Annotated in this window: 18 protein-coding genes; 13 read left to right on the top strand and 5 right to left on the bottom strand. The window is 55.2% G+C overall.

Annotation, left to right across the window (positions count from 1 at the left end):
* Positions 1–13 precede the first annotated feature (13 nt).
* Together KMP13_RS19090 and KMP13_RS19095 are read right to left on the bottom strand one after the other, a co-directional pair.
* Positions 14–1,993 (bottom strand): acyltransferase family protein, encoded by a 1,980-nt coding sequence (locus KMP13_RS19090; protein ID WP_285895570.1) that lies wholly within the window; start codon positions 1,991–1,993, stop codon positions 14–16.
* A gap of 298 nt (positions 1,994–2,291) precedes the next feature.
* Complete coding sequence (locus KMP13_RS19095) at positions 2,292–2,825, bottom strand: calcium-binding protein (protein ID WP_215267595.1); 534 nt, start codon at positions 2,823–2,825, stop codon at positions 2,292–2,294.
* 736 nt (positions 2,826–3,561) lie between these two features.
* Here KMP13_RS19095 and KMP13_RS19100 point away from each other — a divergent pair.
* Together KMP13_RS19100 and KMP13_RS19105 are read left to right on the top strand one after the other, a co-directional pair.
* The gene (locus tag KMP13_RS19100; RefSeq protein WP_215267596.1) at positions 3,562–3,777 is read left to right on the top strand and encodes a DUF1127 domain-containing protein; all 216 of its coding nucleotides are present in this window, start codon (positions 3,562–3,564) and stop codon (positions 3,775–3,777) included.
* A 258-nt stretch (positions 3,778–4,035) separates the two neighbouring features.
* Positions 4,036–4,581, top strand: coding sequence for a hypothetical protein (locus KMP13_RS19105; protein WP_215267597.1), 546 nt, complete (start codon positions 4,036–4,038; stop codon positions 4,579–4,581).
* Positions 4,582–4,899: 318 nt separating this feature from the next.
* Here the strand turns inward: KMP13_RS19105 and KMP13_RS19110 are convergent, their stop codons facing one another.
* Complete coding sequence (locus tag KMP13_RS19110; RefSeq protein WP_215267598.1) at positions 4,900–5,331, bottom strand: SMI1/KNR4 family protein; 432 nt, start codon at positions 5,329–5,331, stop codon at positions 4,900–4,902.
* A 207-nt stretch (positions 5,332–5,538) separates the two neighbouring features.
* Between KMP13_RS19110 and rplO the strand changes: the two genes are divergently transcribed.
* The 3 genes from rplO (at position 5,539) to KMP13_RS19125 (ending at position 8,139) form a co-directional block, all read left to right on the top strand.
* Positions 5,539–6,009 (top strand): 50S ribosomal protein L15, encoded by a 471-nt coding sequence (gene rplO, locus KMP13_RS19115; RefSeq protein WP_215267599.1) that lies wholly within the window; start codon positions 5,539–5,541, stop codon positions 6,007–6,009.
* A 121-nt stretch (positions 6,010–6,130) separates the two neighbouring features.
* On the top strand, positions 6,131–7,495 hold the full coding sequence (gene secY / locus KMP13_RS19120; protein ID WP_215267601.1) for a preprotein translocase subunit SecY: 1,365 nt from the start codon (positions 6,131–6,133) through the stop codon (positions 7,493–7,495).
* Complete coding sequence (locus tag KMP13_RS19125) at positions 7,492–8,139, top strand: adenylate kinase (RefSeq protein ID WP_215267602.1); 648 nt, start codon at positions 7,492–7,494, stop codon at positions 8,137–8,139. Before secY ends, KMP13_RS19125 begins: the two co-directional genes overlap by 4 nt.
* Before the next feature lie 25 nt (positions 8,140–8,164).
* On the opposite strand, the gene KMP13_RS19130 is transcribed toward KMP13_RS19125, so the two are convergent.
* Both KMP13_RS19130 and KMP13_RS19135 read right to left on the bottom strand, forming a co-directional pair.
* Positions 8,165–8,596, bottom strand: coding sequence for a BLUF domain-containing protein (locus KMP13_RS19130; protein WP_215267603.1), 432 nt, complete (start codon positions 8,594–8,596; stop codon positions 8,165–8,167).
* A 166-nt stretch (positions 8,597–8,762) separates the two neighbouring features.
* A complete protein-coding gene (locus KMP13_RS19135) occupies positions 8,763–9,137 on the bottom strand; it encodes a BLUF domain-containing protein (RefSeq protein ID WP_285895571.1) in 375 nt (124 codons plus the stop codon).
* Between the two features lie 465 nt (positions 9,138–9,602).
* Between KMP13_RS19135 and rpsM the strand changes: the two genes are divergently transcribed.
* From rpsM to KMP13_RS19175, 8 genes are all read left to right on the top strand, one after another.
* Positions 9,603–9,971, top strand: a complete 369-nt coding sequence (gene rpsM, locus KMP13_RS19140) for a 30S ribosomal protein S13 (RefSeq protein WP_215267605.1) — start codon at positions 9,603–9,605, stop codon at positions 9,969–9,971.
* A gap of 15 nt (positions 9,972–9,986) precedes the next feature.
* Positions 9,987–10,376 (top strand): 30S ribosomal protein S11, encoded by a 390-nt coding sequence (rpsK, locus tag KMP13_RS19145; RefSeq protein ID WP_215267606.1) that lies wholly within the window; start codon positions 9,987–9,989, stop codon positions 10,374–10,376.
* Positions 10,377–10,492: 116 nt separating this feature from the next.
* Positions 10,493–11,509 (top strand): DNA-directed RNA polymerase subunit alpha, encoded by a 1,017-nt coding sequence (locus KMP13_RS19150; RefSeq protein WP_215267608.1) that lies wholly within the window; start codon positions 10,493–10,495, stop codon positions 11,507–11,509.
* A gap of 140 nt (positions 11,510–11,649) precedes the next feature.
* Positions 11,650–12,072: a 50S ribosomal protein L17 gene (gene rplQ, locus KMP13_RS19155; RefSeq protein ID WP_215267609.1), complete on the top strand. Its 423-nt coding sequence runs from the start codon at positions 11,650–11,652 to the stop codon at positions 12,070–12,072.
* A 206-nt stretch (positions 12,073–12,278) separates the two neighbouring features.
* Positions 12,279–13,430, top strand: a complete 1,152-nt coding sequence (locus KMP13_RS19160; RefSeq protein ID WP_215267610.1) for a sugar-transfer associated ATP-grasp domain-containing protein — start codon at positions 12,279–12,281, stop codon at positions 13,428–13,430.
* Positions 13,431–13,637: 207 nt separating this feature from the next.
* Positions 13,638–14,261, top strand: a complete 624-nt coding sequence (locus KMP13_RS19165) for a YitT family protein (protein WP_215267612.1) — start codon at positions 13,638–13,640, stop codon at positions 14,259–14,261.
* 131 nt (positions 14,262–14,392) lie between these two features.
* Positions 14,393–14,995, top strand: coding sequence for a YitT family protein (locus KMP13_RS19170; protein WP_215267614.1), 603 nt, complete (start codon positions 14,393–14,395; stop codon positions 14,993–14,995).
* Between the two features lie 261 nt (positions 14,996–15,256).
* Entirely contained in the window at positions 15,257–16,339 is a 1,083-nt protein-coding gene (locus KMP13_RS19175; RefSeq protein WP_215267615.1) for a 3-deoxy-7-phosphoheptulonate synthase, read from the top strand.
* The last annotated feature ends 97 nt before the right edge of the window (positions 16,340–16,436 follow it).

Consider the following 16,436-nt stretch of genomic DNA (forward strand, 5'->3'; position numbering starts at 1 on the left):
CAGGTGTTACGCTCTATTGGGTTGGGGTCAAATTCGTCAGCTCGGTCGAAAACCATCCGGCTTCGGCGGCGCGTTGTCCAAACAGTTTTGCGCCCGCCAGCGTCCAATGGGTGTCATCATACATCGCCTTTAGCCCATCCGGTGTCACAACCGTGCAGGACTTTGGCGCGGAAGAGCACATCAAGTCCCGGCGCGAATAGAATGTGACCTGTGCTTCCGTGGCCATCTCGCGCAATGTCTCTTCGCGCAGTTTCACGCCTGGGTCCTCAAACTTGGGGGCAAGCGCGTTCAAATCGGCCAGATTGGCATCAGCACCACTTTTTTGCAGATACCAATCAAACAATGGCTGTGCACCGCCAACGTCAAATTCAGCTGTCGGGCCCAGCAAGACCACATCTTTGCCACTTGGTTTGACCGCAGCCAGGATCGTGGTCACGGCCCCTTTGTATTCACGGTAGTATCGCGGAGCGATGACTACCACATCCGCTGCCGCAAAATTCGGCGTCTGGACCAAGGTCGCCAGATCTTCCTGCAGGGATTTGCGATGCAGATTGAAGCGCGCGAATTCAAACTCCGGGAACAGATCGCTGTTTGAAGTGACCGCGTTAAACAGGTCTTTGGAATGGCTGTCGCCAATGATCAGCATCTTGCGGCTGTCATCGCGTTTGAACCAAAGGCCGGTTTTTTCATGGTTTGATGGGCGCAGCGCGTTCCAGGATCCGATCTCCTCATCCGGGGTCAACACATCCAGCGGACCCCAGGTCGCCTTGGCCAGAACGGTATTGTCCATCTCGTTTTGACCATACAGCGCGGCGAGGGCCTGCATACGACCGGTCTGCGACAGGCTCCCGGTGGCGATCAAGGCCATGCCCCCAACAATCGGCAACAGCGCAGCACAGAGCGCCAGAGCAAACCGTTTCGGCGCCACGTTGAACCGGAACGGTTTTTCCACCAGATAATAGCTGGCGATCGACAGGACAAAGGTCACCAAAACCCAAAGCACCATGTCAGACAACGGCGGCGAGCCGAGTGTGGTCAACCGGCCAAAGGCAAAGACCGGGAAATGCCACAGATACAGCGAATAAGACAGTTTGCCGATATAGACCACAGGCCGCGATGCGAGCACATCCGTCACCGGATCGCCGGGCTTCATGAACCAGATCATACCGCAGGTGGCCAGGATAACGGGCAGGGTCAGAATGCCCGGATGTGGCAGCTTGGCCAGATCAAAGGTCAGCAGACAGGCGAAAAACACCACCAGCGACAGGGCGGGCACAATCCGTTGCAACACGCCGCCAAGCAACGCCGTTGGGTTCAAAAGGGTCAGTGCAGCCAGAATGGAGCCGGCCAACAATTCCCAAGCTCGGCTGGTTGGCGAATAAAAGGACAAGGACGAATGAAGTTCGGTCAGCACTTCCGAGGCAACGAGCGAGATCAACGCGGCGGCAACCATGACCCATAGCGCAGACCGCAGCGACCAACGGCGCATCAACAGGATCAAAAGTGGTGGAAAAACAATGTAATACTGTTCTTCGATCGCCAGGCTCCAAGTGTGCAGAAACGGTTGCAATAGGCCGGATTGCGCCCCGTATTCGCTCAACTCAAAGAACCAGAACGCATTGCTGATAAAGGCAAGCGCGCTCAACAGTGATAGGGAGAACCGTTCCAACTCGCTTGGCAGCAGGATGATCCAGGCGGCTGGCAGTGAGACCAGCATCACGGCCAACAAGGGCGGCAAAATCCGTTTGGCCCGCCGCCAATAGAACTGGCTGATGCTGATTGAACCCGAGGTGTTGAACTCGCGGATCAAAATCTGGGTGATCAAGAAACCCGACAGGACAAAGAACAGGTCAACGCCAAGGAACCCACCTTTGAGCAGCGTCGTGTCGCCGATCGAGATCTTGAGGTGGTAGATCATGACCGACACAACAGCGATAGCACGCATGCCATCAATTTCCGGCCGATAGGCGAGGGCGTGGTTCGGGTTAGACATATGTTGCAAAACGCTTTGATATGGTCGTCATCGTAAAAAAGAGACCTGGGTTAACGTGACCGGCACCGGGAAAACTGATTCTGGAGCCAATATAGAGCGTAAAACGGGCCGCGTTATGCGGGTTAACGGGCTAAGCTGACGAAATTAAGACATCTGCCGAAGAATTATCACGCCAGCGCGATCGGTGCTGAAATACGCGCCTTTCTGCGGCGCTGCAAGCGTCAGTTATAGGCAAAATTTAAGCCCCCCCTTTGTTCAAGGAGGGGCTCGCATCGCACATTCTGTGCAACAGTGTCGCTTAGGCGAACAATGCTTCCAGGTCGGACGCGGTTACGTCTGCAACCAGGATTTCTCCGCCGGTGTCCAGTTCGATGACTGCACCTTTTGCTGTGTCGGTGATTTCCAGAACGGAGATACCGTCTTCCAGGCGGATGATGTCTTCGAGGATGTCGAAGTCCATGATGCGGTTGTCGCCGGTGCTTTCGTCGCCGAACACAAATGTGTCTGCGTCTGCGCCACCGAAGAGCTTGTTGTTGCCTTCGCCGCCGTACAGCGTGTCTTCTCCGTTACCGCCAGCCAGACGGTCATTGCCTTCGCCGCCCGCCAGTTTGTCGCCGCCGTCACCGCCGGACAGAGTGTCGTTGCCTTCGCCGCCGGACAGGGTATCATCGCCTGTGCCGCCTTTGACGAAGTCGTTACCTGTGCCGCCTTTGGAGTAGTCGTCTCCACCAGCACCCAGGATTACGTCGTTGCCGCCCGCGCCATTTACAGCGGAGTCGTCGTTGTTGCCGACGATGATGTTGTCGCCGTTGTCTGAAGTGATAATCGTCATTTTTTTGCCCCCAAGCAAACTCAACAAATTGATTACAAGTTAGCGCGAATCTGCGCTGTTTTCACTTATAACAGTATTCAATTATCTTTTTTAAATTCTATCGTAAAGGGGCTTCATAAAAATACGTAGTCGCAAAGCGGACTCTGCTTTGCGTTGGGGCATCGTTAATAGTGGCGGGAAATAACTCAAAAACCGAATATGTCACAAATTTCTCGCAATACGGCCGTAAAACCGCCCGATTTAGCCAGCTTGTAGAAATAATCTAGGGGAAAGGCAATAGATTGTTCCCATGGTTTTGCGCTAACCATTTCATTTTTTTGAAATGTGTATTCTTTAGGCAGTTTTCTATCTGAACTGCTAATTCGCGCGTTGGAAGCAACCAGGCAATGGGCAGGCTGCAGAACATGGGTAAATCGAACGTCGTGTGTGTGATTTATCGCGACTTGGCGCGGTTTGAAAGTATCATTTAGGGCGCATTTGAAGAATCGTCGGAACATCTTGGGCACATGGTCCGATCAAATGAGAGCCGAGTGACTTGAGCTGAACCACCCTGACTATTGGCGCCCCCTGCGAAAGTGAAAAAAGCGTGTACTTAACTATGCTGCAGGTGCATAACGGGCAGTCCGAAGTGACAATTGTTAGCGCTAGAGGTGACGGCTACATTGTAAATGTCAGTTAGGGAGCCTGACGCGAGGCGCCGGAACGGGTCCGGGCCTGAAACGAAAGGTAAGTCACAATGACCACTGCAATCTTTAATGCAAACACCGCTGCTCCAGTTTCTCGTTTTCAAGCTGTTGCCGATCAGATCTCCGCTTTTATCGCAAAGCGGCGCATCTATAACGAAGTGCGTCGTGAGCTGCAGTCGCTCACCAATCGCGAGTTGGATGACATCGGAATTCGCCGCTCTGACGTCACAGCTATCGCACGTGAACACGCTGCACTCAAAGGTTAAGACCTGTAGAAACGGGATAAACGTGCGCCTTAGCGCTGACCTTATATACGTCTGCCAAAACAAGCTTTGGCATATGCGCCCTGGTTCATCGCTAGGGCGTTTCTTTTTGACCATCCTGCGGCGCTTAAGTCGTTGAAAACTGGTTGGTAAATAAGTAAAACAGCCATAAATTGCACAATTTACACATTAAACAACTTCGGTACTATTTGCAGCTCTCGAAATCCGTGTAAATCTACACTTGGATTGGGAGAGGCCATTATGTGGTATGAGTTAGACGTGAATGACCGGTTTGTGGCGGTCAGCAACAATTGGGATGCGTTGTCGGCAGCCGCGAATGTTCCGGGCAATATGTTTGAAGCCATTCGGTACAGGCCGATTTGGGAGTTTGTGGTCGGGGATGAGACGCAAAGGTTCCTGCGAGCGATGTTCTTTCTGGCGCGCAGCAAGCGGAGAGACATCACATTGCCGTATCAACTGGACGGGATAGGCGAAAATTCGCATTTCCGCATGCGTATTGAACCGTTGCAGCAGGGCGGGCTTTTGGTTGCCCACGATCCGGAGCGCCGCAATGCCTCGCCACCACAACTGGTGTCCTATGCCGCAAATGACCTGACGCGCTGTTCGCAATGTCTGCGCATTGGCATTGATGGTGTCTGGTACACCGCCGAGCCGACGCAGGATCTGGCCAGTCACTCAAACTGGTGTGTGTGTTGTCAGTGCAAGGAAAACGCGTTGAGCCTAGTGCAGGAGATGCGCGAACCACCCGTTGCGTCCTATGCGCGCGCAGGCTTTTCCAAGTATTAAAGTGCCACGACTAGGGTAGGCGTGTTCATGAACATCGACCGGGCCTGACACCCCCGGTCATCGGATACGGATCCCGGTTTGGCACGTCGGGATGTCAAAAGACGTCTTTTGCGATGGTTGACCCCATCCCACCATCCACCCGGCGGCGCCGCCTCCCATTATTAACAGCGCTTCGGATCAACGGCACAGCATCACCGGAACAGACCGCGCGCTCCCAGAGGGCGTCGCGGGTCACAGCCATGCGCCCCGCGGCAGGTAAAGGCTGACAAAACGATCAAACGTCTTCGCCAGCTTACTGACGTCCTGAAAATCGTGATCTCAGTAATAGACCGGTGATTGTGCGCCGGGTGACGCGCCTAGAATAGTCAGGACGAAGCAAAACAAATTTCCAGAACTGTCATAGGCAAAGGGCAATAGATGCTCTGGCAGACCAAGATCGCGCCAAGATAGTGCTTCCTGTATCTCGTTCGGTGTAAAAAAATTACTCAGATGCGGTGGCGAGGGCTTGAACATCAAAGCCAGGGTGAATCCATATCGTGCAATTGCAGTATCTTCGCGATCTGTCAGCCAGTCCCAAAGCTTTGTCTTGATTCGCGGAAGGCCGAAGGCAACCACCTGACCGCGATAACTCTTGGGAAAACCGAAATTCATAGCCTGTTCAAGCGCAGCCAAGTCCGCGTCGGGCACCTGTGTGGGCGAGTAACCCTGTGTGCCCCAGGCTGTCTGAAGCTTTTCAAGTGAATGCATCATAAAGCACTTTTCTGGAAATAGGGGTCCATCATGAGCGGGGCCGAACAATCAGTCAAATATCTTTGCAACCCACAGACCTTGATCCAATCCCGCATCCCGTCTATACGCCCCCGGTGGTGTCCCGACACCGCAGAATCAACAAGCAAGAAAAGCCGTGGTTGACCTGGGTACGCTTCTAAGGGTCACATCCGGCAATGGAGAAGCGATATGAAACTGAATGAATTGCGCGACAATCCCGGCGCCACCAAGAAACGGACCCGTGTGGGCCGTGGTCCTGGTTCTGGCAAAGGTAAAATGGGTGGCCGTGGTATCAAAGGTCAGAAATCCCGTTCGGGTGTTTCGATCAACGGCTACGAAGGCGGCCAAATGCCTTTGTACCAACGTTTGCCAAAGCGTGGCTTTAACAAACCGAACCGCAAGTCTTTTGCCGTTGTGAACCTGGGCCTGATCCAGAAATTCATCGACGCGGGCAAGCTGGACGCTGCAAACGTCACCGAAGACACTCTGATCGAATCCGGTCTGATCCGTCGCAAGCTGGACGGTGTACGCGTCCTCGCCAAAGGTGAAATCACCGCAAAAGCAACCATCTCGGTCACCGGCGCTTCCAAAGCTGCTGTTGAGGCTGTTGAAAAAGCTGGCGGTGCTCTGACTGTAGCAACCGTGGCTGCGGCCGAGTGAACCGGCTTATGACCTTGTTAGCGGCGTTAATGCCGCTTACATAGGGCATTGAGTTTTCCATCACGCCGTCCGAGCCGGGAAATGGTTCTGGGCGGCGTTTTTGCAAGAAGAGACCAATTTCATGGTATCAGCAGCTGAACAAATGGCGGCGAACACCAGCTGGGCCGCCTTGGGCAAGGCCACAGATCTGCGTAATCGCATCCTGTTCACCATTGGCCTTTTGATTGTTTACCGCCTCGGCACATTCATTCCGGTCCCCGGCATCGACGCAACGGCCCTGCGTCAATTTATGGAATCCGCAGGCGCGGGCATCGGCGGCATGGTTTCCATGTTCACCGGCGGCGCGCTGGGACGGATGGGGATCTTTGCCCTTGGCATTATGCCTTACATCTCGGCCTCGATTATTGTGCAGTTGTTGACCTCCATGGTCCCCGCGCTTGAGCAGCTCAAGAAAGAGGGCGAGCAGGGTCGTAAGAAAATCAACCAATATACCCGCTACGGCACCGTGGCCCTGGCCACCGTTCAGGCCTATGGCCTGGCCGTATCGTTGGAATCGGGCGATCTCGCCTTTGATCCGGGGATGTATTTCCGCCTTGCCTGTATGATTACCCTGGTGGGCGGCACCATGTTCCTGATGTGGCTGGGTGAGCAAATCACCAACCGCGGCATCGGAAACGGTATCTCGCTGATCATCTTTGTGGGTATTATCGCCGAAGTTCCCTCGGCGCTGGCACAGTTCTTTGCCTCTGGCCGCTCCGGCGCGCTGAGCCCGGCTGTGATTGTTGGGGTCATCTTGATGGTCGTTGGGATCATCATGTTCGTGGTCTTTATGGAACGTGCCCTGCGCAAGATCCATATCCAGTATCCGCGCCGTCAGGTGGGCATGAAAGTCTATGACGGTGGGTCTTCGCACTTGCCAGTCAAAGTGAACCCAGCAGGCGTTATCCCGGCGATCTTTGCCTCTTCGCTGCTGTTGCTGCCGACCACAATCGCGACCTTCTCAACCGATGCGGCGACGGGTCCGGTGATGTCCTGGCTTCTGGCGAACTTTGGCCCCGGTCAGCCGCTGTACCTGCTGTTCTTTGTGTCGATGATCGTGTTCTTTGCGTATTTCTACACCTTCAACGTGGCGTTTAAGCCCGAGGATGTGGCGAATAATCTGAAGAACCAGAACGGTTTTGTGCCCGGCATCCGCCCTGGTGCAAAGACCGCTGAGTATCTCGAATATGTTGTGAACCGTGTTCTGGTTCTGGGCTCCGCCTATCTGGCCATTGTGTGTCTCTTGCCAGAGATTTTGCGTAGTCAGTTTACAATTCCGTTCTACTTTGGTGGCACTTCGGTTCTGATCGTAGTTTCGGTAACTATGGACACGATCCAACAGGTGCAGAGCCATCTGCTGGCGCATCAATACGAAGGGCTGATTGAGAAAAGCCAGCTGCGTGGGCGAAACAAAAAACGGACTAGACGGGGACCAGCACGTCGATGACAAACATTATTCTCTTGGGCCCGCCCGGTGCGGGCAAGGGGACGCAGGCGCGTCACCTGGTTGAAACGCGCGGTATGACGCAGCTGAGCACTGGCGATATGTTGCGGGATGCGCAGTCCTCTGGGACCGAAATGGGCAAGAAAGTTGCCGCGATCATGGCCGAAGGCAAACTGGTCACCGACCAGATCGTCATCGGGCTGATCCGCGAAAAGCTTCTGGTAGGCTCTGAGGGCGGTTTCATCTTTGACGGTTTCCCACGCACCCTGCCGCAGGCAGATGCGCTGCAAAAGCTGCTGTTGGAAATGGAGCTCAAGCTGGACGCCGTGGTCGAAATGCAAGTCGACGACGAGGCGCTGGTTGCGCGTGTCACCGGCCGTTCGACCTGTGGTGGCTGTGGTGAGGTCTATCATGATGTCACCAAACCTTGGCCTGCAGACGGGGCGTGCTCCAACTGTGGCTCAACCGAGGTCAAGCGCCGCGCAGACGACAATGAGGAAAGCCTCAAAACCCGTCTGATGGAATACTACAAAAAGACCTCACCGCTGATCGGCTACTACTACGCCAAAGGCACGCTGCAGCGGATTGATGGGCTTGCCTCCATCGACGATGTACAGAAATCTATCGCCTGGATTTTGGGTAAATAAACCAAAGCGTCATGTTTGACTGCGATCAAGGGCTGCCATTGGCGGCCCTTTTGTGTTCGTCCAAAGCCAATTGCGCCACATCGCGAATGGCCTGCTGTTTAAAGGACGTTGGCGTGTCGTCTGTGAGCCGGGACAGACGTTGCAACAGCCCATCGCCGTGGTTGTCAAAGACATGGAACCCCATCGTCCAAGGGCCAAACAACCGCACGTCAACCGGGCCGGACCAAATGGGAATATAGCAATAGACCCGGCCATCAGCCCGAATACTGTCCGCCAGAGTTTCGACCTGCCCACGTGGACCTTCCAGGATTTGAAAGTACTCTGTCTCGCCGCGCAGCAGAAATCCGGTGATGCCCAGCTTCGGGTTTCGGGCAAATGCTGTGCGCAGAATTTCCAGATCGTGAAAGGTAAAAGGCGGGTAGTTCGCCTTTGCCCGGTACAAAAGGCGAAAGAACATTGGAACCAACTATAGATATGATACTGCGCATTACTGTAACGCTAAATCTATTCATGTGCCGCAATTCATGCGCAAAGCCCTGTCAATAGGCAATTCTTTACCTTTATGCCTTGATTTTCCGGCGACCCATCACGCCTTCAGCCGGTTCCGTGCGATCAAATCAGTGTCACGAGCTGGCTGTGCGCTGCGTTACGCGCCGGTCATTGCTAATTTGGCGCAAACCCAACATCTGCATCGCCTCCAACACCGGCCCCACCGACTGGGCCGCTGGCGTCGCTAAAAATGTATTTATGGGGCAGGCTTTAACCTGGCTTTCTGCGTGTTCATGATAGCCCATGCACCAGGCCGGGTACTGCCGTTCCTGCGTCGGCATCAATGAGAAAATCTGAAAATCAAAAGCGCGCGAATCCTTGGCCACCCGGCGCAGCATGGCTTCTACGGCCGCGGTTGGCCCTTCGACGACATTCAAATAGGTATTGTTATCGCGCAGCAGATATCCGGTAATACCGTCTCGCTCATTGTTTCGCATTGCCGTGCGCATAATCTCTAAGTCACTGACCGAAAATATCGGAAATCGTGCTTTTGCTTTGAAAAACGACCTAATCACTTAAATACCGTCCGTTGGACCGAGAAAACTTCGTTAGCTTACTTACTGTCGAGTAGAACTACTGCAAGTTGTGTTGCGGCTCAATGAAAAACCGACGTTAATTGGCGTCACATTCATGTTTTCGAAAGTGATGTCACTTTGTGAGCAGTTCTATCGGTAAATGAGTTGCGATCTGGGGATTTTGGGTTCAAAAAACCCACTGGAGAGTTCGCCCTTGACGGGCTATCCGGAACCTCCTAAGCAGAATTCCTCAATGAGAATCATCTTGATCTGGCAACTCGGATCCATTTGGAGAGCCAGCAGAGATTCGTTAGGCCCGGACGCAGGACGCATTCGGGCTTATGTTGTGAAAAAAGGTTCTGGAGCTACGGAACCGCAACTGAAAAAGGAACGTATAACGTGGCACGTATCGCCGGCGTAAACATCCCGACTGCAAAGCGGGTACCAATCGCCCTCACATATATCACCGGTATTGGTAACACTTCTGCCAAAGCTATCTGCGAAGCCGTTAACATCGACGCAACGCGCCGTGTAAACGAGCTGTCCGACGCTGAAGTTCTTGCCATCCGCGAGCACATCGACGCCAACTACACCGTAGAAGGCGACCTGCGTCGTGAAGTTCAGATGAACATCAAACGTTTGATGGACCTGGGCTGCTACCGTGGCCTGCGTCACCGCCGTAATCTGCCCGTTCGCGGTCAGCGTACTCACACCAACGCTCGTACCCGCAAAGGCCCCGCAAAGGCCATCGCTGGTAAGAAGAAGTAAGGGAGGGTTCGACCAATGGCTCGTGAAAAGACTCGCGCAAAGCGCAAAGAACGTAAGAACATCGCCACCGGTGTTGCTCACGTGAACTCTTCGTTCAACAACACCAGAATTCTGATCTCTGACGTTCAGGGTAACGCAATCTCTTGGTCCTCGGCTGGTTCGATGGGCTTCAAAGGTTCGCGGAAATCTACACCTTACGCCGCGCAGATGGCTGCAGAAGATGCAGGCAAAAAAGCGCAGGAACACGGTGTTAAAACCCTGGAAGTCGAAGTGCAGGGCCCTGGCTCTGGACGTGAATCGGCACTGCGCGCCCTGGCGGCAATCGGTTTCAACATCACCTCGATCCGTGATGTAACCCCGATGGCCCACAACGGCTGCCGCCCGCCGAAACGCCGTCGCGTATAATAATTATAACAACCTGTTGGGGTCCTGCGTTTTGCGGGGCCCTGACGCGCTTCACATAAACCTCGGGCGTCCGCCCCTATTGGGACATGGGGGGTGGACAGGAATGGAGGGAATGCATGATCCATAAGAACTGGGCAGAGCTTATCAAGCCGATGCAGCTTGAAATTAAGCCAGGCAACGACCCCGCACGTCAAGCCACGATCGTCGCCGAACCGCTGGAACGCGGCTTTGGTCTGACGCTTGGCAACGCGCTGCGTCGCGTACTGATGAGCAGCCTGCAAGGTGCTGCTATCACAAGCGTACAGATCGACAACGTTCTGCATGAATTCTCCAGCGTTGCTGGGGTCCGTGAAGACGTGACCGACATTATCTTGAACCTCAAGCAGGTTTCCCTGCGGATGGAAGTTGAAGGGCCCAAGCGCCTGTCGATTTCTGCCAAAGGCCCGGCCGTTGTGACCGCAGGTGACATCGCCGAAACCGCTGGCATTGAGGTTCTGAACCGTGAACACGTAATCTGCCACCTGGATGATGGTGCGGATTTGTTCATGGAATTGACCGTAAACACCGGCAAAGGTTATGTCTCTGCCGACAAGAACAAGCCAGAAGATGCGCCTATCGGTCTGATCCCGATCGACGCGATCTATTCACCGGTCAAGAAGGTCTCTTATGACGTTCAACCGACCCGTGAAGGCCAGGTTCTGGACTATGACAAGCTGACACTGAAGTTGGAAACCGATGGTTCCATCTCTCCGGATGATGCGCTGGCGTTTGCTGCGCGTATCGTTCAGGACCAGCTGTCGATCTTCGTCAACTTTGACGAACCTGAATCTGCTGGCCGCCAGGACGAAGACGATGGTCTCGAGTTCAACCCGCTTCTGCTCAAGAAGGTGGACGAGCTGGAACTGTCTGTCCGTTCGGCAAACTGTCTGAAGAACGACAACATCGTCTACATTGGCGATTTGATCCAAAAGACCGAAGCAGAAATGCTGCGCACCCCGAATTTTGGCCGCAAATCTTTGAACGAAATCAAAGAAGTGCTGTCGGGTATGGGTCTGCACCTTGGCATGGACGTCGAGGACTGGCCGCCGGACAATATCGAAGATCTGGCCAAGAAGTTCGAAGACAGCTTCTAATCCAATCCGAGGGGGGCCAATGGCCCCCTTCACAAATTCCCGGGGTTGGCCGGGGACAATATGGGCATCTGCCCCAAGGTGAGTGGCTGACACGCATCAGCTGCCTGACAAAGCAAAAACGCAAGATAAGGATTTAGACAATGCGTCACGCACGTGGTTACCGCCGCCTGAACCGTACTCATGAGCACCGTAAAGCCCTGTTTTCCAACATGGCCGGCTCGCTGATCGAGCACGAGCAAATCAAAACAACCCTGCCCAAAGCAAAAGAACTGCGCCCGATCATCGAAAAGATGATCACTCTGGCAAAGCGTGGCGATCTGCACGCACGTCGCCAGGCCGCGTCCAAGCTGAAGCAGGAACAGTATGTTGAGAAACTGTTCGAGATTCTTGGCCCGCGCTACAAAGACCGTCAGGGCGGCTATGTCCGTATCCTGAAAGCAGGCTTCCGCTATGGCGACATGGCACCGATGGCGATCATCGAATTCGTTGACCGCGATCTGGACGCCAAAGGCGCAGGCGACAAAGCCCGCCTGGCTGCAGAAGAAGTTGCTGCTGACGAATAAAGACGCTGACCTTTTCTAGGTCACCTTTGACCCCCGTTCGGTTCGACCGAGTGGGGGTTTTTCGTGTTTGGATTGCCCGTTTGCTATGATTTTTGCCCTGTTTTTTGCTATGACACGTCACAGTTTGTCCTCAATTTCGGGTCAATCTGTTTCTGAAATTCGAGTAATCGAAACCGTTGCTTTGATCCCGTTTAAGAGGTTGCCCCATGTCGATGGCCGAAACAGACCAGTCCGCCTATTTACAAGCCCGTGACAGCTCCCCAAAGGAGCTGTTGGCCTATGCGGCACGAAAAACCGGCCAGTCGGCCTTTAAGATTCAAAAAGAATTCATGGCGATGGCGCGCCCGCCTAGCCGGTTGAACATGGTCGAATACATCCGCAACGGCCTGTATGATATGGCCCGCCACAGCGGGGAAGAACGCAGCCGTTTTATCTCCAACGACCTGCATTGGCCCATCACCCATACCTGCAACAATCAAGCCTGGGCAGGCACTGCCGAGGACAAGTTGGTGGCGGCAACGCTCTTGCAGGCCGGAGGCGTGGCCGTGCCGCAGAGTGTTGCCATTCTGGGCAAAACCCCCCGCCTGTTTCCGGGGCTTGAGGTGATCAACACCGAAGACGCGCTGCGCGCCATGCTGGGCAAATACGTGGGCGAGGGGCTCTTTTGCAAAATCATCGACGGTATGGTCAGTTTCGGTGCGTTTCGGATCGATGCGTGGACTGAGACCGAGATAGCCTGTGTCGGACATCCGCCAATGAGCTATGGCAGCTTCCTGTCGGAGTTTGTGGGCAACAACGCCTATGTTGTTCAGCGCCGTCTGAATAATCACGCAGACTTTGCGCCGTATACCTCGGCTTTGGCCACTGTTCGGATGGTCAATATGGTGCGTGCAGACGATGTGTTCTGCCCGATGGCCGTGATCAAGCTACCGCAGGGCGACAATATCGCAGATGCGTTTTGGCGTCCGGGCAATCTGGCTTGCGACATTGATCCAGAAACGGGCCGCATCCAAACCGTGGCCCTGCGCGGGGTAGAGACAGAGTTCCTGGAGGACCATCCGACAGTGGCGGGGTTGATGGGGCTGCAATTGCCTTTCTGGTCAGAACTGAGGGCGTTGAACGAACGCGCCGCCCGGATCTTTGCACCGATCCGTTATCAAAGCACCGATATCGCGATTACACCCGACGGGCCGGTGGTGGTTGAACTGAACTATGGCGGCGGTTTTGACCTGCCTCAATATGCCAGTGGGCGCGGTATGCTGACCCCTGAGGTCTGCGCGTTCTTCCAAAGTTGCGGCGTCGATTTGAATGCGAGCCCCGGCAAGACGCAAAAGAAAAAACGGTTTGGACTGTTCTAGTTGCCCGCAAAGAGCCGCGCGATATGCCCCGTCTGACATCCAGGCGGGGCTTTCGTGTCTTAACGGCGCGCTGAATTAAACAGCAGCATGGCCTCTGACAAACATTCTTGCGTGAATATATCAGAGTGGCACTTGAGCTCTCCACCGCTGCCCGGTAAGTAAATATCAACAATGCTGACCTAATCCTCCTCCTCCAAAGGATCAGCCATGACCGCGCAACGTGGAATTTTTGACGTACAGGGGCTTACGATTGGCATCATCCTCTGTTCGCTTGGGATCATATTTCTGACATCGGCCGGTTTGGTTACTGGGCAGGCGGCAGGCCTTGCCTTGCTGTTATCCTATGTCTTGCCCTGGGACTTTGGCGTGACTTTCTTTGCCGTCAGCGCGCCGTTTCTGGTGCTGGCCTGGCGCAGGCGCGGGCGGGTGTTCACATTTCGCACGTTGATCGTTGTCATCGGCATCTCCCTCGCGGTGGAGGCCTTGGGCCGTGTGGTGATGATCGCCGACCACGGACGCCCCCTAGCGGCGCTGTTGGGGGGCATCTTGATTGGCATCGGTGTGCTCTCGGTCTTTCGCCACAATGCATCCGCTGGCGGGCTGTCGATCCTGTCGCTGGTGATTGAAGAGAAGACCGGGATCAAAGCCGGTTGGGTGCAGTTGGGCGTCGACGCTCTGATCTTTTTGGCGGCCTGTTTTGTTCTGGCGCCGGGGCAAGTGTTTTACTCCTTTGTGGCGGCGGGGTTGATGAACCTGATCATCATCTGGAATTTCGACATCCGACAGGCGCGCAGCGGCGGGCCGTTGGTCGAAGACAACGCCGGTTCCTGAGGCGCGCCGTGCGGAAATCTGCGGCATAATTGGTGAAAAGCACCGACAACTGTTGACAAGTCAACACTTTGGAGAGACCTAGAGCCTACTCCTATCCCCCACCGACTTCCTGTTTCAACATGAGGCATATCATGCGTTCTCCGATTTCGTTTTACGATGTCCAAGGCATCTCCTTTGGCGTTTTAATGTGTTCCCTGGCGATGCTGTTCCTCAAATCTGCGGGGCTAGTGACCGGGCAATTGGCTGGTTTGGCGCTGCTCTTGTCCTATGTGGCCAACCTCAATTTTGGCGCGTTGTTCCTGTTGGTCAGCCTGCCGTTTTTTGTTCTGGCCTGGTTCAAACGCGGACCGGGTTTTACCCTGCGCACCATTGCCGCCGTGGTCGGGATCTCGCTTTTGGCGCCACAACTCGCGCGGTTCATTACCTTTGACAGTCTGGAGCCGATCATTGCTGCGGCCGTTGGCGGCGCCTGTGGCAGCATCGGGGTGATCGCCCTGTTCCGCCACAAGGCATCCGCTGGCGGCGGCACAATTCTGGCGCTGGTGGTGGAGCAGAAAACCGGGTTCAAGGCCGGGTGGTTTCAGCTGTGTGTGGATGCGGCGATTTTCCTCGGTGCGGCCTTTGTTCTACCGTGGAATTTGTTGATTGTATCGTTCCTGGGGGCAGCGGTGACCAATATGCTGATTGCCTGGAATTTCGACATCAGCCAGACGCGCGGCAAGTCGACCGCGTAAGGGGTGCTGATTTTAAACGATAAATTTCCTGTCGACAGATCCGCGAATCTCCGCTAGCGTCACGGGCATGACACAGACCTTCGCCACCTTCTGGTATTTTTATTATCCGCGCCACATGGCGGTCGGAGGATCTGTCGCGTTCTAAAACCCTAAGAGAGAACGCAACATCCACACTAAACCGCCTCGCACCCGCAGGCGGTTTTTTTGTTTTCCGCCCCAAGGTCCCCGAGGCTCCGCACACTGAAATAAGGACGCCCCGACATGACACAGCAAACCCAGGATCTGCGGATCACCAAGATGAAAGAACTGGCCTCCCCCCAGGAGTTGGCCGAAGCAATCCCCGCGACGCCGCCCGCTTTGACCACGGTGATCGACAGCCGCCGCGCCATTCAAAACGTGCTGCATGGACGCGATGACCGGTTGGTGGTTGTGGCGGGGCCGTGCTCGATCCACGATGTGCCGGCGGCGATGGAATACGCCCGCCGTCTGGCGCCGATGCGGGCCGAGTTGGGCGACGCGCTTGAGATCGTTATGCGCGTCTACTTCGAGAAACCACGCACCATTGGCGGCTGGAAGGGGATGATCAACGATCCCGGCATGGATGAGAGCTTCCGCATCAATCTGGGTCTGCACCGCGCCCGTCAATTGTGCCAGGATATCAACGCTTTGGGCCTGCCGGTCGGAACCGAATTCCTGGACGCGCATGTGCCGCAATACATCGCCGATCTGATCGCTTGGGCCGCGATTGGCGCGCGCACCACCGAAAGCCAGATCCACCGTGAGATGGCTTCGGGCCTTTCGTGCCCTGTGGGGTTCAAGAACGGCACCCGCGGCAATGTACAGATCGCAATTGACGCTGTGCGTTCGGCGGCACGTCCGCATCATTTCATGGCGCTTGCGCCCTCTGGCCGGGCAGCGATTGGCGGCACCGCAGGCAACCCCGATTGCCATGTGATCCTGCGCGGCGGCGGCGGTACCAATTTCGACGCGGATTCGGTGGATGCCACCTGTCGCCGCGCGGAAAAGGACGGGATCCGCGGCCATGTGATGATCGATGCAAGCCATGCGAATTCCAGCAAGGACCCTGAGAAACAGCCCGAAGTTCTGGCGGATGTTGGCGGTCAGATCGCAGCCGGTGATACCCGCATTACTGGTGTGATGGTTGAAAGCCATCTGGTGGCCGGACGTCAGGATCTGCCCAAAGACGGCGACCTGTCGCAGCTGACCTATGGCCAATCCATCACCGACGGCTGCATCGGCTGGGACGCGACCGAGGTTGAGCTGCGCAAACTGGCCCAAGCCGTCCGCACCCGCCGCGCCGCCGTGTCACGTCTGGCGGGGTAAGGGATCAGGTGGATCTACGTTTTTTCTCCCCCCTAGTAAGCCGGGGCACCTTGGGCGCGCTTTGACAAGCGCGCTCTTTTTGTTGGGAAAGGCTGCG

The sequence above is a fragment of the Epibacterium ulvae genome (genome assembly GCF_018678075.1).
Classification (GTDB): domain Bacteria; phylum Pseudomonadota; class Alphaproteobacteria; order Rhodobacterales; family Rhodobacteraceae; genus Epibacterium; species Epibacterium ulvae_A.

Excerpts from the sequence above, each read along its gene's own strand:
- KMP13_RS19090 (WP_285895570.1), bottom strand. The coding sequence starts at position 1,993 with ATGTCTAACCCGAACCACGCCCTCGCCTATCGGCCGGAAATTGATGGC.
- KMP13_RS19095 (WP_215267595.1), bottom strand. The coding sequence starts at position 2,825 with ATGACGATTATCACTTCAGACAACGGCGACAACATCATCGTCGGCAAC.
- KMP13_RS19100 (WP_215267596.1), top strand. The coding sequence starts at position 3,562 with ATGACCACTGCAATCTTTAATGCAAACACCGCTGCTCCAGTTTCTCGT.
- KMP13_RS19105 (WP_215267597.1), top strand. The coding sequence starts at position 4,036 with ATGTGGTATGAGTTAGACGTGAATGACCGGTTTGTGGCGGTCAGCAAC.
- KMP13_RS19110 (WP_215267598.1), bottom strand. The coding sequence starts at position 5,331 with ATGATGCATTCACTTGAAAAGCTTCAGACAGCCTGGGGCACACAGGGT.
- rplO (WP_215267599.1), top strand. The coding sequence starts at position 5,539 with ATGAAACTGAATGAATTGCGCGACAATCCCGGCGCCACCAAGAAACGG.
- secY (WP_215267601.1), top strand. The coding sequence starts at position 6,131 with ATGGTATCAGCAGCTGAACAAATGGCGGCGAACACCAGCTGGGCCGCC.
- KMP13_RS19125 (WP_215267602.1), top strand. The coding sequence starts at position 7,492 with ATGACAAACATTATTCTCTTGGGCCCGCCCGGTGCGGGCAAGGGGACG.
- KMP13_RS19130 (WP_215267603.1), bottom strand. The coding sequence starts at position 8,596 with ATGTTCTTTCGCCTTTTGTACCGGGCAAAGGCGAACTACCCGCCTTTT.
- KMP13_RS19135 (WP_285895571.1), bottom strand. The coding sequence starts at position 9,137 with ATGCGCACGGCAATGCGAAACAATGAGCGAGACGGTATTACCGGATAT.
- rpsK (WP_215267606.1), top strand. The coding sequence starts at position 9,987 with ATGGCTCGTGAAAAGACTCGCGCAAAGCGCAAAGAACGTAAGAACATC.
- KMP13_RS19150 (WP_215267608.1), top strand. The coding sequence starts at position 10,493 with ATGATCCATAAGAACTGGGCAGAGCTTATCAAGCCGATGCAGCTTGAA.
- rplQ (WP_215267609.1), top strand. The coding sequence starts at position 11,650 with ATGCGTCACGCACGTGGTTACCGCCGCCTGAACCGTACTCATGAGCAC.
- KMP13_RS19160 (WP_215267610.1), top strand. The coding sequence starts at position 12,279 with ATGTCGATGGCCGAAACAGACCAGTCCGCCTATTTACAAGCCCGTGAC.
- KMP13_RS19165 (WP_215267612.1), top strand. The coding sequence starts at position 13,638 with ATGACCGCGCAACGTGGAATTTTTGACGTACAGGGGCTTACGATTGGC.
- KMP13_RS19170 (WP_215267614.1), top strand. The coding sequence starts at position 14,393 with ATGCGTTCTCCGATTTCGTTTTACGATGTCCAAGGCATCTCCTTTGGC.
- KMP13_RS19175 (WP_215267615.1), top strand. The coding sequence starts at position 15,257 with ATGACACAGCAAACCCAGGATCTGCGGATCACCAAGATGAAAGAACTG.